Annotated in this window: 16 protein-coding genes; 10 read left to right on the forward strand and 6 right to left on the reverse strand. The window is 58.8% G+C overall.

Annotated features, from left to right (window positions below; translation table 11 throughout):
* Positions 1-53: 53 nt before the first annotated feature.
* The gene (gene rsgA, locus EBB79_RS17970; RefSeq protein ID WP_127750203.1) at positions 54-1,079 is read left to right on the forward strand and encodes a ribosome small subunit-dependent GTPase A; all 1,026 of its coding nucleotides are present in this window, start codon (positions 54-56) and stop codon (positions 1,077-1,079) included.
* A 12-nt stretch (positions 1,080-1,091) separates the two neighbouring features.
* On the opposite strand, the gene EBB79_RS17975 is transcribed toward rsgA, so the two are convergent.
* The gene (locus tag EBB79_RS17975; RefSeq protein WP_127750204.1) at positions 1,092-2,009 is read right to left on the reverse strand and encodes an alpha/beta hydrolase family protein; all 918 of its coding nucleotides are present in this window, start codon (positions 2,007-2,009) and stop codon (positions 1,092-1,094) included.
* A gap of 74 nt (positions 2,010-2,083) precedes the next feature.
* Here EBB79_RS17975 and EBB79_RS17980 point away from each other — a divergent pair, with 74 nt between their 5' ends.
* Complete coding sequence (locus tag EBB79_RS17980; RefSeq protein WP_127750205.1) at positions 2,084-2,719, forward strand: TetR/AcrR family transcriptional regulator; 636 nt, start codon at positions 2,084-2,086, stop codon at positions 2,717-2,719.
* 34 nt (positions 2,720-2,753) lie between these two features.
* Here the strand turns inward: EBB79_RS17980 and EBB79_RS17985 are convergent, their stop codons facing one another.
* Positions 2,754-3,281, reverse strand: coding sequence for a protein-tyrosine phosphatase family protein (locus EBB79_RS17985; RefSeq protein ID WP_238704944.1), 528 nt, complete (start codon positions 3,279-3,281; stop codon positions 2,754-2,756).
* 268 nt (positions 3,282-3,549) lie between these two features.
* Here EBB79_RS17985 and EBB79_RS17990 point away from each other — a divergent pair, with 268 nt between their 5' ends.
* Positions 3,550-5,346 (forward strand): DNA polymerase III subunit gamma/tau, encoded by a 1,797-nt coding sequence (locus EBB79_RS17990; protein ID WP_127750207.1) that lies wholly within the window; start codon positions 3,550-3,552, stop codon positions 5,344-5,346.
* A gap of 27 nt (positions 5,347-5,373) precedes the next feature.
* Here the strand turns inward: EBB79_RS17990 and EBB79_RS17995 are convergent, their stop codons facing one another.
* A complete protein-coding gene (locus tag EBB79_RS17995; RefSeq protein ID WP_127750208.1) occupies positions 5,374-5,919 on the reverse strand; it encodes a cysteine hydrolase family protein in 546 nt (181 codons plus the stop codon).
* Between the two features lie 68 nt (positions 5,920-5,987).
* On the opposite strand from EBB79_RS17995, the gene EBB79_RS18000 reads away from it, so the two are divergent.
* The 4 genes from EBB79_RS18000 (at position 5,988) to recR (ending at position 9,034) form a co-directional block, all read left to right on the forward strand.
* Positions 5,988-6,941 (forward strand): GlxA family transcriptional regulator, encoded by a 954-nt coding sequence (locus EBB79_RS18000; RefSeq protein WP_127750209.1) that lies wholly within the window; start codon positions 5,988-5,990, stop codon positions 6,939-6,941.
* A gap of 74 nt (positions 6,942-7,015) precedes the next feature.
* The gene (locus tag EBB79_RS18005; RefSeq protein ID WP_127750210.1) at positions 7,016-7,360 is read left to right on the forward strand and encodes a YbaB/EbfC family nucleoid-associated protein; all 345 of its coding nucleotides are present in this window, start codon (positions 7,016-7,018) and stop codon (positions 7,358-7,360) included.
* Positions 7,361-7,373: 13 nt separating this feature from the next.
* Positions 7,374-8,441, forward strand: coding sequence for a TraB/GumN family protein (locus EBB79_RS18010; RefSeq protein ID WP_164860844.1), 1,068 nt, complete (start codon positions 7,374-7,376; stop codon positions 8,439-8,441).
* The gene (recR, locus tag EBB79_RS18015; protein WP_127750212.1) at positions 8,438-9,034 is read left to right on the forward strand and encodes a recombination mediator RecR; all 597 of its coding nucleotides are present in this window, start codon (positions 8,438-8,440) and stop codon (positions 9,032-9,034) included. The genes EBB79_RS18010 and recR overlap by 4 nt, the downstream gene beginning before the upstream one ends.
* Positions 9,035-9,130: 96 nt before the next feature.
* Here recR and EBB79_RS18020 read toward each other — a convergent pair whose 3' ends face one another.
* Entirely contained in the window at positions 9,131-9,907 is a 777-nt protein-coding gene (locus tag EBB79_RS18020) for a DUF1013 domain-containing protein (protein ID WP_127750213.1), read from the reverse strand.
* A gap of 131 nt (positions 9,908-10,038) precedes the next feature.
* Between EBB79_RS18020 and EBB79_RS18025 the strand changes: the two genes are divergently transcribed.
* Positions 10,039-10,686, forward strand: a complete 648-nt coding sequence (locus EBB79_RS18025) for a ribonuclease T2 family protein (protein ID WP_127750214.1) — start codon at positions 10,039-10,041, stop codon at positions 10,684-10,686.
* A gap of 192 nt (positions 10,687-10,878) precedes the next feature.
* Entirely contained in the window at positions 10,879-11,736 is an 858-nt protein-coding gene (locus EBB79_RS18030; RefSeq protein WP_127750215.1) for a DUF2189 domain-containing protein, read from the forward strand.
* Between the two features lie 56 nt (positions 11,737-11,792).
* On the opposite strand, the gene EBB79_RS18035 is transcribed toward EBB79_RS18030, so the two are convergent.
* Positions 11,793-12,779 (reverse strand): NAD(P)H-quinone oxidoreductase, encoded by a 987-nt coding sequence (locus tag EBB79_RS18035; RefSeq protein WP_127750216.1) that lies wholly within the window; start codon positions 12,777-12,779, stop codon positions 11,793-11,795.
* A gap of 200 nt (positions 12,780-12,979) precedes the next feature.
* Complete coding sequence (locus tag EBB79_RS18040) at positions 12,980-13,681, reverse strand: COQ9 family protein (RefSeq protein ID WP_127750217.1); 702 nt, start codon at positions 13,679-13,681, stop codon at positions 12,980-12,982.
* Positions 13,682-13,810: 129 nt separating this feature from the next.
* Between EBB79_RS18040 and rpsU the strand changes: the two genes are divergently transcribed.
* Complete coding sequence (gene rpsU / locus EBB79_RS18045; RefSeq protein ID WP_127750218.1) at positions 13,811-14,017, forward strand: 30S ribosomal protein S21; 207 nt, start codon at positions 13,811-13,813, stop codon at positions 14,015-14,017.
* The last annotated feature ends 154 nt before the right edge of the window (positions 14,018-14,171 follow it).

Below are 14,171 nucleotides of genomic sequence, written 5' to 3' on the forward strand. Positions count from 1 at the left end.
GATGCGCGCCTGCCATCGCATAGGCCTTTGTACGTTCAATTACAGGCAGAGCCATGACGCTTACCTATTCAGACCTTGGATGGTCTAACTTTTTTCAATCTCAACAAGACGCTGATGCCGATCTTACGCCCTATCGCATTTCAGCCGTGCACCGGGACAAGCTAACCGGCCTGTCACCCGACGGTGAAATCCAACTGCTGCCGGATCGGTTGACCGGCGAATTTGCCGTTGGTGACTGGGTCCTGGCCAACGCCGCAGACCAAGTCTGCGAGCGTCTGGAGCGCCAGACCGAACTAAGCCGCCGCGCCGCCGGAACTGACGCCCGCGAACAACTGATCGCGGCGAATGTCGATGTGTTGTTCATCACCACCTCATGCAACGCCGATTTCAATCTGGCCCGACTGGAGCGCTATCTGGCACTGGCGCACCAGTCAGGTTGTTATCCGGTGGTGGTGCTAACCAAGGCCGATGTCTGCGAGGATGCCAGCGTGTATCGCAAGCAGGCAGAATCTTTGGCGGCTTCGCTGACCGTGCTGACTTTGGATGCCAAGAACCCAGACGACGTCACCCAGCTATTGGCCTGGGTCAAACCCAGTCAAACGGCAACTTTGGTGGGATCATCCGGCGTTGGCAAAACAACCCTGACCAATGGATTGACTGGCAGCAAGGACGCTGTGCGCGACATTCGTGAAGACGACTCTAAGGGCCGTCACACCACCACCGCGCGCTACCTGCGCCGCATGGTCAACGGTGGCTGGCTCATCGACACCCCCGGCATGCGCGCCCTGCGCATCAAGGATGCCGACGAAGGCGTCGAGGAAGTCTTCTCTGACTTGATGGAAATCGCCCAAGGTTGCCGGTTCAACGACTGCTCCCACAGTGGCGAGCCGGGCTGCGCGGTCACGGCTGCCGTAAAGGAGGGTACGCTTGAACTCGCCCGTGTCGAACGTTGGCAGAAACTACACCGCGATGAAGAGCGAAACACCGAAACCCTTGTGCAGTCACGCCGACGCGACAAGGGGTTCGGCAAAATGATCAAGTCGATGAAGCGCGACCATAAGGGACGCAAAGGTTACTAAGCTGCCACTCGGTTAGGCCACGGAAGCCATACAAAGGCTGGTGCCCTGGACATCCTCGGGCACCAGTGTCGGCCACAGGGCGGCATTGCTGCGTGCAAAAGCCCCCATGTGGCCAATTTTCTTCAATCCATAATCCTGCGGCGTCAGTTCAGTTCTGGTTTGTTCCACATCGCCATAGACCTCTCCAAGGCGCCAGACGCAGGCAGGGGGAATCATTTCGTCGTCACTCATCCCAAACAAATCCACCGGCACATCCCAACTCTGCCAGTCCGGCAACGGCAAGCCAGCCCCAACCTCAGGCAGATAGCTCCCCGGCGTGGTGCACCACTTGCGCCATTGCCAGTAAACGCCGGCCGGCAAGTCGGCCCCAAATCCCAGTGCACGTCCGGGCAAATACCCCATCAGCTTGACCGCCAATGGTACATGTCCGAACCAAAAGCCTAAAGCCAAAGCACGGTATGGCCATGGGTGATCGTTGTGATGCACCAGCCCGCCTGCCACCACGATCATTCGGGAAATATCCTCAATCCCGTCCTGTAGTGGCATCAGCATCGCCCCAAGCGAGTGTCCAATCACCCACAAAGGAGCTTCAGGATAATGTCGCCGCATTTCATCGCGCGCGGCGGGCTGTTCCACCATTGTCCAGCGCGCCATAGTGGCGTCGGATTGGCGCAACGGCCGCTGCGCTGAGGCACCAAAATCGCTGTAATCATAGGTCAAACAGGCCATGCCGCGCTCGGCTGCCAGCCAACGGGCAAAATGGCGGTAAAAGCTTTGCGGCACCGCAGTTGCACCATTCAGGACCACCACCGCACGTGGAGTGCCTTTGGGACGGTAGAGATGCCCAGTCAACGCCACTCCTGCAGCGTCAAACTGTACTTTATCGACCCTAACAAAGGCATCTGGGTCGAAATTTTCGAAATCTAGCATGCAAAATCCTCCTAGACCAATCGGTCCACACGACATATCTGGACCAATTGGTCTAGGTATGTCAAGCTGCCTAAATGACTGACGCAACATCCCCCTCCAAGACCCCCAAACCACGACCAACCAAGGATCGTTTGATCCGCGCAGCCGCGCATCTGTTTGGCAATCACGGGTATCATGGGGTTGGCCTGGCCGAGATCCTGACCAAGGCGCAGGCCCCCAAAGGATCGATGTATCATCACTTTCCCAATGGAAAATCCGACTTGGCGATGGCCTCCGCGACCTGGGCATCGGACCAGATCCTGCTGTTGATTGCTGCCTCGTTCGAACCTTCGGAGAATTTCACCGAAGGCGCCACCACCCTGTGCCACAAACTGGCTGACCTGTTTGAGATCACCGGAAAATGGTGCGGCTGCCCGATCTCCTCCACCCTGTTCGAAGGCCCGGACAACGCTGAATTCCACCGTCACGCTGCACATCTTTTTGAGGGTTGGATTACCGAAGTGGACGATCATGCACAGCGTCTCGGGATGGCCAAAGACAAATCCGCGCTGGCTGCACAGAATTTCTACATCCTGCTGCAAGGCAGTTGGCAACTGGCGCGGGTGCGACGTGATTCGGATGTGATCCGCGCCCTGCCCGCCCTGCTGCACTACAAACCTACAAAGTCAGACAGATCCTGTGGCGACCTCAACGCTCCCTCGGGCACCTGACGGCGCGGGTTAATCGTGTACCTGACGGCACTGGTTAATTATGCGCCTGACGGCGCGGGCCATAGGCCCATTGCATCTGCTCTGGTGTCTCGACTGCACAGGGTCGAACTGCGCGCAGCCGTGCCAGGGCCACCGCTGGCTTTTCGCCGCATTCGATCATCAGCCTCAACACCACCATGCCCGAACGACCACAGCCACCACGACAATGCACCAACACCCGTCCGCCCCCCACCAAAGCTTTGCGGGCCATATGGCTAACCGGTGGCCATTTTGCCAAAACTTCGGGCGGTGGTGGGCTGAAGTCGGGCACAGGCAGATGAACCCAGCGACTGGCCAGACTTTGAATATCCGTGCCCAGCGTTGCCCCGCCAACAGCCACCTGCTCGGCCTCTGTGGTCATCGAAATAACCAGACCCGGCTGCCAATCATGGATATGATCCAGGTCACCGCGATAATTGCCACCTGCCCCTGGAAGTGGGCAGAGTGCCAAAATGCCATCCGCCACCGACAGTGCGTGGATCACCAACGCACCCTCTTTTTGCCCAACCGATTCAGATTGCATCATCTCTCCCTACTGGTCTGTGCTGTTGCCCTTGCCGTACCCATTTTTAAAACCAGTTCGCCCGACTGTAGCGTCGAGAGAGGCTTGCGTAAAAATAATTTATGAGGCTGCACTATCATTCCCGGCCTGCGCCCATGGAAAAATGACGCCAGTGTCGCCTAAACACGACAACCAAGTCGCTACACCTTGGCAACAGCAGTGGACGAAACGGGTCAGCTTGAATACCCTGCGCAAAACCAGAATGTCCCCGAATCCGGCACGAGTACACATGAGCGACACACCCACCGACGCAGGCACCGAAACCGGATCCAACCCATACCAGGTTCTGGCCCGCAAATATCGCCCCGAAACCTTTGCCGATCTGGTCGGCCAGGACGCCATGGTGCGAACACTGAAGAACGCCTTTGCGGCAGATCGCATTGCCCAGGCCTTTATCATGACCGGCATTCGCGGCACTGGTAAAACCACCACCGCGCGGGTCATCGCCAAGGGGATGAACTGCATCGGCCCGGATGGCACCGGCACCCCGACGACCGAGCCTTGCGGTGAATGTGAACACTGCGTTGCCATCATGGAAGGCCGCCATGTCGATGTGATGGAGATGGATGCGGCCAGCCGGACAGGCGTCGGTGACATCCGCGAGATCATCGATTCCGTGGCCTATCGCGCCGCTTCAGCCCGCTATAAGATTTATATCATCGATGAGGTCCACATGCTGTCGACCAGTGCGTTCAACGCGCTGTTGAAGACACTGGAGGAACCGCCAGCGCATGTGAAATTCATCTTTGCCACCACCGAGATCCGCAAGGTGCCGGTGACGGTCCTGTCACGCTGTCAGCGGTTTGACCTGCGCCGGATCGAACCCGAGGTGATGATTGCACTGATCAGCAAGATTGCTAGCGCCGAGGGCGCGCAGATATCTGATGATGCGCTGGCGCTGATCACCCGCGCCGCCGAAGGCTCGGCCCGCGATGCGACCTCACTGCTGGATCAGGCGATTTCCCACGGCGCCGGTGAAACCAGCGCCGATCAGGTGCGCGCCATGCTGGGACTGGCCGATCGTGGGCGGGTGCTGGACCTGATTGACATGATCCTGCGCGGCGATGCTGCCGCTGCACTGACCGAGTTGAGTGCGCAATACGCCGAAGGTGCAGATCCGCTGGCCGTGCTGCGGGATCTGGCCGAGATCACCCATTGGGTGTCAGTTGTAAAAATCACTCCGGATGCCGCCGAAGACCCCACCATTTCGCCCGACGAACGTGCGCGGGGCAGTCAGATGGCCCAAGCCCTGCCGATGCGGGTGCTGACCCGGATGTGGCAGATGCTTTTGAAAGCACTGGAAGAAGTCTCGGCTGCACCAAATGCCATGATGGCGGCTGAAATGGCGGTGATCCGGCTAACCCATGTCGCCGACCTGCCCAGCCCCGAAGAGCTGATCCGCAAGTTGCAGGACATGCCAACCCCGCCCCCGGCAACCCCGCCATCTGGTCCCAGTGGCGGCATGGCACTCGGTGGCGGCGCCCCCACCGGCAGCACCTATACCAACGCGCAGTCTGGCGCCGGCAGCCCGGTTGCGTCTGGGGGCAACGGCACAACGCTGGCCCTCGCCACCCAAGCCGATTCGGCGCTGGCCCGGTATCCCAGCTTTGAACATGTGGTCGAATTAATCCGCACCCAGCGCGACGTAAAACTGCTGGTCGAGGTGGAAACCGGCGTGCGACTGGTATCCTATCAGCCGGGCCGGATCGAGTTCACCCCATCAGAGAGTGCCCCTGCCAATCTAGCCGCACGGCTGGGGACCGGGTTGCAGAACTGGACGGGCAGTCGCTGGACGGTGACAATTGTCTCGGATGGAGACGCGCAGACCATCGCGGAAAAGAACGACGCCGCCGAAAACGCCCTGCGCGCCAAGGCAACAGCACACCCTTTGGTGCAGGCCGTTTTGGAAAAATTCCCTAAGGCTAAGATCACCCGCATCCGAACTGCTGAGGAACTGCAGGCTGAGATAGCCGCTGATGCATTGCCTGAGGTCGAGGATGAATGGGACCCCTTCGAGGACGGCTGACGTGCAGCCGCCCCACCTGGAGAGGTGTCAGGTGACGACATCATCCGTTTTCACCACCTTTGCATAACCCATTGCCAGCGGAGCCATAAAGGCAGCGTGCACCTGCACAGCGTTCAACTCGACGCCATCAAAACCCATTTCTTTGGCCCCACAGGCGTCCTCGACCACGGTGACTTGAAACCCGAAATCTGCCGCAGCCCGCGCCGTGGCATCGATGCACATCTGGCTCATCGCGCCGCAGATGGTGACCGCCTCTATCTTGGCCTCTCGCAGAATGTCCAACAACCCGGTGTCGTGAAAACTGTTGGCACGTGCCTTGGTCAACACCGGCTCGCCAGCCTTTGGTGCCACCGAAACATGGATCTCAGCACCTGCCGTTCCGGGTCGGAAAAACGGCGCCTCAGATGAGGCGTTTTCGTGCCGGATATGAACCACAACGAGGCCCTTTTCACGGGCATCAGTCAGCAGGTCAGCGGCGTTGGTTGAAACGCGTTCCATCTGGTGTAACGGCCAATCACCGCCGTCGAAATAATCGTTCTGGATATCCACCAGGATCAGGGCTGTCTTGGGCATCGTAGTCTCCTAAATGTTGATACATGCCCGTTTCTGGCGCGGCTTGACCCAATAGGCGATTGGCGCATATGACAATATATATGCAGATCACGCCAAAACCCACTATTGCCCTTATTGATTATCCCGGCGTCCAGCGTTCGGCCCTGTGGGGGTTGGCGGATATGTTCGCCCTGCTGCCCAGATTACAAGACCAGGGGTCTGGCCCCGACATACGCATTATCAGCCCAACCGCCCCAGACACCCGCCCCTGCGACGCCTTTGTCTTTCCGCCTTCGATTGATGGCAGCCTGGGCACCGAGGCTCCGCAGCTGCTGGACTGGGCCGTCACCCAACATCACGCCGGTGCATTGGCCTGTTCTGTTTGTGCCGGGGCCTTTTGGTTGGGCCATGCCGACCTGCTGACCGGGCGCCCAGCCACCACCCATTGGGCCCTCGAAGAGCCTTTTCGGGCAGCCTTTCCCAAGGTTGATCTGCGGCCCGAACATATTCTGATCGATGACCACGACGTCATCACCGCCGGGGGATTGATGGCCTGGCTGGATCTGGGGCTGCATTTGACCGGGCGCTGGTACGGCGGTGATGCCGTCTCTCGGCTGGCCCGGCATCTGCTGATCGACCCCGCCGGGCGCGAACAGCGGCATTACTCCAGCTTTCGTCCCAACCGCAGCCATGGCGACGTGCAGATCCTGACAGTGCAGCGCCATATGGAACAACAGGTTCAGGACCAAATGCAGGCCGAGCAGTTGGCAAAGCTCGCGGCCATGTCCCTGCGCACCTTCATACGTCGCTTTCAATCGGCCACCGGCTATCCCCCCGCCACCTATTTGCAGGCCCTGCGAATCGAAAAAGCACGGGCAGCCCTGGAACGTGGCGGCGATAGCGTCAGCGAAATCGCCTGGAGTGTCGGGTATCAGGATCTTTCGGCGTTTTCCCGAGTGTTCAAATCCCGCACAGGACTAAGTCCCGGCACCTACCGACGCCGGTTCCATATCCGTGCAGCTCAGCGATCCATGGCCGATTGAGCCCCCCTTTCCCCTTGTATGGTTGGCACCGCGACCGTATTTAGCAGGCAAAACCATCCTATAGGAGAGATCCAATGCTCAAAGGCCTCGGCGGTCTTGGCGATATGGCCAAGATGATGAAATCGGCACAGGACCTGCAAACCAAAATGACCCAGATGCAGGACGACTTGCACAATGTCATGGTCACCGGCGAGTCTGGTGCTGGCCTGGTGAAAGCAACCGCCAGCGCCAAAGGCGAGTTGAAGGCGCTGGATATCGATCCGTCGATCTTCAACGGTGACGACAAAGAAGTGGTCGAGGACCTGATCCTGGCAGCCGTCAAGGACGCCCAGACCAAAGCAGCCGATAAGGCACAGGAAGAAATGGCGCGCCTGACCGAAAGCATGGGCCTGCCCAAGGACGTCAAGCTGCCGTTCTAAGGGTATGTACGTTTTGAAACCCCTAGTGTTCGCCCTGTCACTCCTGGTGCCCGCCGCAGTGCAGGCCCAGGCTTGGGCGACACGCGAGGCCTGCACGGTTACCTCGGCCACGATTGACCCGCAGGTCCTGCCTGATGCGTTACTTGCCAGCCTTCGGGCTGAGGCCGTCAAAATGCCCAATCCAAACGGCAGATTTTGGCGGATTCAATCACCAGAAGGTGCGGTCTCACATCTGTGGGGCACAATGCATTCAAATGATCCGCTGGTGCTGGATCTCCCACTAATTCTGCAACAGCGGATCGCGGGCGCCCGGATCGTAGCGCTGGAATTCGACCCTGTGTTCGCGTCTCGCCAATCGGTTCGGGATCATCAGGAAAAAGACCTGTTCCGCCCAAATAACAGTACCTACAGTTTTGATAACTCGGGACTGGACCCGCTGATTATCGATTGGATTCGCACCCGGCTTGATGGATTGGGCTGGGGGCGCGAGGCCGCTGATTATCTGACGTTACCGGTCATCGTCGAAAACTTGTTGTCTGACCCCTGTGACGATTTTGCTGCCGGCGTGGTTCCTGATCAGGATAGCCTGATCCAAACCTTTGGCATGATTGGTGGCGCCCGCATTCTGGGTCTCGAGCCTCCAAATGCGCTGACAGATTTTCTGACTGAGCCGCAAAATCAAGACACGACCCTGTCCATTCTGGCAGTCTACGGCGCCTATCTAGACCCGCTGACAACCGCCGCCTCCCGGGCGACAAGCTTTGCGCTGTATCTGCAGGGTGATTTGGCGCTAGAGCGTCAATGGGAGAGGTCCACCCTGACCCGGATCTATGGCGAAGAACTGGCTGATCTGCATTTGCAAAGAGCCGATGATTACTTACTGACCCAACGCAACAAGACCTTCCTGCAGACCGCCCAACCCGTGTTGCAAGAGGGCGGCGTGTTCATGGCCATTGGCTCATTCCATTTGCCGGGTGAACAGGGCATGATCGAACTCCTGCGCCAGGCGGGTTATACCGTCACTCGCATCCCTCTGCCCGGTGAAGTTCCGGATGCCCCTGACGAAGTGAAGCTGGAATGAGCAATTCTACCGACGACATCGAAATCCTGATTGACCTGATGGCCAAACTGCCCGGCCTTGGCCCGCGCTCAGCCCGGCGTGCGGTGCTACACCTGATCCGCAAGCGCGCATTACTGCTGACGCCGCTGGCCGATTCGATGAGCCAGGTCGCAATCAGTGCCCGCGAATGTCTGAACTGCGGCAATGTCGGCACCTCTGAAATCTGCGATATCTGTCAGGACGAGTCCCGCGCCAATGGCGAACTCTGCGTGGTCGAAGATGTCGGTGATCTGTGGGCGATGGAACGCGCCGCTGTATTCAAAGGTCGTTACCACGTGCTGGGCGGCACCCTGTCCGCGCTTGATGCCATTGGCCCCGACGAGCTGCGCATCCCGCGTCTGGTCGACCGGGTCACAGCCGAGGCCGTTAACGAGGTCATTTTGGCGTTGAATGTCACCATCGACGGCCAGACCACCTCGCATTACATCGCCGATTTGCTACAGGATCAGGTCAAACTGACCACGCTGGCACAGGGTGTGCCAATCGGCGGCGAGCTGGATTATCTGGATGACGGCACCATCACCGCCGCGCTGCGCGCCCGCAAAGAGATTTGAGCCAAACAAAAGCCGCACAGATTGCTTGCAACTATAGTCAGCAGAAAATGAAAAACCCGGCACTTGGCCGGGTTTTTTGTACTTTTTGAGAAGGGATCAACCGCGCGGATCGTCGCTGTTGTCATCCTCGTCTTCATCTTCGTCGCCACCACCAGCTGGCAGGTTGAAGAAGCTGTCGGCATCAACCGGCGCCTCTCTGCTCGGCTCTTCATCATGACCACCACCCAGCGTAAAGGTCTCCAGACCCTCCATGCCGCTTGGGATCTTCGGCTCGGTGTCCATCTCCAGCGACTGTTCGGTGCTGACCAGCTTGCGACGTTCGTCATCGCTCATCACGCCACCTTCAGCAGCTTTCTTGGCAGCCGCTTTTTGCACGGCCTGGTCCAGCTCGGACTGTTTACACAGGCCCAGCGCAACCGGATCGATCGGCTGAATGTTGGCGATGTTCCAGTGTGTCCGCTCGCGGATCGCCTGGATTGTCGGCTTGGTTGTACCCACCAATTTCGAAATCTGGCTGTCTGCCAATTCGGGGTGGAACTTGACCAACCAATAGATCGATGCCGGACGGTCCTGACGCTTGGACAGCGGCGTATAGCGTGGGCCACGGCGCTTTTCTTCACCCGCAGCGGCGGCATAGAACTTTAACTTCAGCTTGTGCAACGGGCTTGCCTCAGCTGCGGTGATCTCTTCCTGAGACAGCTGATTGTTGGCGACCGGGTCAAACCCCTTGACGCCCTGGGCCACGTCGCCATCAGCGATGCCCTGTACTTCCAGCTCGTGCAGATCAACAAAGTCCGCAATCTGTTTAAAGCTGATGGTGGTATTGTCCACCAGCCACACAGCGGTTGCTTTGGCCATCAACGGTTTTGCCATGTGCTCATCTCCATTTACAACACATCTTCCCCGCCGCCTGAAATAGGCTGCCCCGCCTTAGGGGTCTGGTTTCCATTGTCGGGGAATTTGAACTCTATATAGTCGCGATATTTCAATTTGGGAAGAGCCGAATGCGCAGCATGATTTTGACGGTTGGATTTGCCCTTTGGGCCATGGGAATTGGGGCCGCCAGCGCCGAAGGTGAAAAAGCCGGAGTGTTCGACTATTACGTCCTGGCGCTCAGCTGGTCCCCCAACTGGTGCGCGCTCGAAGGGGACGCGCGCGATTCTGATCAATGCGACGCACGCCACGACTACGGCTGGACCCTGCACGGGCTATGGCCCCAATTCCACCGCGGCTGGCCAACCTACTGCCGCACCTCAGTCGCGCCCCCCACCCGCCGGATGAGCGCCGAGATGACCGACATCATGGGCAGCCCCGGTCTGGCCTGGCACCAGTGGAAAAAACACGGCACCTGTGCGGGCCTGCAGGCGCAAAGCTACTATGACCTGATGCGCGTGGCCTACAACATGGTGGAACGCCCTGCCATTTTTCGGAAACTGGACAAAGACGTCACCCTGCCTGCCTCATTGATCGAAGAGGCCTTTTTGAAAGCCAACCCAGATCTGGAGAAAGACATGCTGACCGTGACCTGCCGTGACGGATATATTCAAGAGGCCAGGATCTGCCTGTCACGCGACCTGACCCCAGTGCCCTGCGGCCGCGATGTCATCCGCGACTGCAGTTTGAACAACGCCCGCTTCACGCCGGTGCGGTGACCGAAGGCGTTGCGCAGGGTCATCTAGGGCCAGTGTATGCGCGCACATTGCAGAAATTGATATGTCACGTTCACGGCACTTCAAAGGAAAGCTGCACCCTTTGCGCTATTGTCAACTCAAGTGCCGCGCCCAGTGACGACCCTGAAACTGCCCGACGGCACCGCTGCCATGGATAGTGAAAGGAGCCCGCTTATGGCTAAATCAATTGGCAACCCGCTCAGCTGGCTGTTTCAGCACGCTGAAACGACCAGCTACCACATCTCAGCCTCGGTCGACCAAATGGGCAGCGACATGGCCCGTGACCTGCCAAAGGTGCGACGGCTGGAACTGTCGGATTTGAAATATGCACTTAAGGCTGGCGCCGAGGATTTTACCAGCTGCCGCAGCGACGCGATGTTTCTGGTGCTGTTCTATCCATTGATCGGGATCATGATGGTGGTCATGGGATTTTCGATGAACCTGCTGCCCTTACTGGTGCCGGTCATTATGGGCTTTGCCCTGATCGGCCCGCTTGCCGCTGTTGGCCTATATGAAATGTCCCGCCAACGCGAAGCTGGACATGATCCAAAATGGGGAGATGCCCTTGAAGTAATCCGCGCACCGTCCTTTGGCGCCATGCTGATGCTTGGTGTCTACCTTGCTGCGCTGTTCTTTGCCTGGTTGATCTGCGCCAACGCTGTCTACGCCTGGACCCTCGGCCCCGAAGCCCCGACCTCTCTTACTGTGTTTGTCATGGACACATTCACAACACCTGCGGGATGGAGCATGATCATTGTAGGCACTGGCCTCGGGGCTCTCTTTGCACTGGCGGCACTGGCCATCAGCATTGTGTCTTTCCCACTGCTTCTGGATCGCAACGTTGGCCTACCGGTCGCGGTCATCACTTCGGTTCGCGTGCTGCGTGCCAGTCCGGTTGTCGCATTGGTCTGGGGCGGATTGATCGGCGCCAGCCTGTTCATCGCCTCAATTCCGTTCCTGTTGGGTTTGGTCGTGGTGGTGCCCATTTTTGGCCATGCCACCTGGCACCTGTACCGCCGCGCGGTTGAATAACCTGCCGGAAACACCAGCTATGGCCCCATCACGGTGGCCATAGCCGTCTGTTTTCTTTAGCCCGCCACCTTCAGCACAATCTTGCCGATATGGCCTGAGCTTTCCATGCGGGCATGGGCCGCCGCGGCATCCGCCAGCGCAAACTCGCTATCCATCACCGGCGCCACCTGCCCCGACTCGAGCAGCGGCCAAACCACTTCAAACAGCTCGTCCGCGATGCGGGCCTTGGCCAAATCACTTTGTGGCCGCAACGTCGAACCGGTCACTGTCAGCCGCCGCATCATGATCTGAGCAAAGTTCAACTCGACCTTGGGTCCGGACAGAAAGGCGATCTGCACCAGGCGGCCGTCATCTGCCAGCGATTTGATATTACGGGGAATATAATCACCACCCACCATATCAAGGATCAGGTTCGCGCCCCCCTGCCCGCGCAAGACATCGACAAAGTCCTCGTCCCGGTAGTTGATCACCCGCTCCGCTCCCAGGTCCAGACAGGCCTGACACTTCTCATCCGATCCCGCTGTGGCAAAAACCCGCGCGCCCAGCACACTGGCCAACTGAATTGCAGTCGTGCCAATGCCACTGGATCCCCCATGCACAAGAAACCGCTCGCCAGCCTGCAACCCACCGCGACCGAACACATTCGACCAAACGGTAAAGAACGTTTCAGGCAGGCAGGCCGCCTGCTTCAGATCCATCCCTTTGGGAATAGGCAGACAATGCGCCGCCGGGGTCGCCACATAGTCGGCATAGCCACCGCCGGGCAGCAATCCACAGACCAGATCCCCCTGCACAAGGTCACTCACACCCGCCCCAACAGCCACCACTTCACCCGAGGCCTCCAGCCCCGGCAGATCGCTGGCTCCAGGTGGCGGTGCATAGGCCCCTGCCCGTTGCAAAGCATCCGGCCTGTTGACCCCCGCATAGGCCACCTTGATCACCACCTGACCATGGCCCGGCACCGGAATTGGCCGCTCCGTCAGCTGCAAAACATCTGGTCCACCTGGGGTGGATATCTCAACAGCACGCATCATTTCACTCATCAGGGATCCTTTCCTTTGCCCTATGCCTAGCATCACAGCGCGGACCTGCAAACGCTGATCCTCTAGCGACAAATCGCTTGGTCAACGGCCATGCGCAACCGCGCCGCGCCTGCGCGGCGCTCGGCCCAACGGGAGAAGGGCATGGAGATGCCCGACGACGGGCGGGAGCTCCGGTCAGTTAAATTAGAATAAGCCCATGATTAACGGCGTGGGGTCAAGGATCCCGGCAGATCTACGGCGGCTTTAGGCGGTTTGACTTGATCGGCCAGCCAATTCGGTCCGGCCAAAAACGGTTTTAACAACGGATTCGCCTGAACCCGCGCCTTCAATTTTTCGAACTGCATGACATTGTCGATGCGACGGTCCAAAAAGTCCCAGCTGGACTGGTGCTCTGGGCTGTCATCCCCCAGCCAATACAGCACTGTTGCCGTGTAAACCGCAGATAACGAGGCCCGCTTGGTGTACCAGTTGATGTCATCCGACCCGTCGCCCAGCGCCGTCCAGATCGCGTCAACCGTCCCCCAAATCGCCCGCGCGCCGTCGCCGGCATATTGCGGCAGCGTCAGCATTGTGGTGCCACGCCGCACGGCCTCTTTGTCATCCACTGCTTCCAGCCGGAACCGGATGGCGCTGGCAATCTTGTCGCGAAACCGCAACCCTGTCAGATCCTCGGACAGCAGACGTTGCACCATCAGTGCATCCCCCCGCGCATGATAGGCAAGGGCCAAATCCACCGCGCCGCGCGGACAGATCGCCTGCGCCAAAACGACATCTACGGCCACATCCTGACAGGCCGCGCGAAATGTTGCCTCGGTCCAGCCGTCAAACGGCACATGCAACAACGCGGCGTCTAACAGTGCGCCCTTGGTGGCGTCCTGCGCCTCTTCGTGCCCGGTCTTCATCCTGCATCTCCCCGCTTGCGCTGCACACACCACGCCTGGCTCCAGTACTAGACAAATTGAGCCCGCTTTGCTATAGCGCCCGTTCCTGCAAATCCTTGCAACTCAACTTAGAAAGGTGGTGAAAACCACATGCAGGTTAGTGTTCGCGACAACAATGTCGATCAGGCGCTTCGTGCCCTGAAGAAAAAGCTGCAGCGTGAAGGCGTATTTCGTGAAATGAAGCTCAAGCAACATTTCGAGAAACCGTCCGAGAAACACGCACGCGAGAAAGCTGAAGCGATTCGCCGCGCCCGTAAATTGGCACGTAAGAAAGCACAGCGCGAAGGGATGCTCTAAGCAACCCGTCCAGCTTTGGACTGCACTTATTAGTGGGTCATTTCCGGGCAACCGGCAGTCACCTACGCAGACGTTTAAACGACCCCCGAGGCCCCGGCCGCGGGGGTTTGTCGTTTCCTCTCAAGGCTTTTTTGAGTAACGGGCCCCAGTGCGC

This window comes from Parasedimentitalea marina (genome assembly GCF_004006175.1).
GTDB classification, from domain to species: Bacteria; Pseudomonadota; Alphaproteobacteria; order Rhodobacterales; family Rhodobacteraceae; genus Parasedimentitalea; species Parasedimentitalea marina.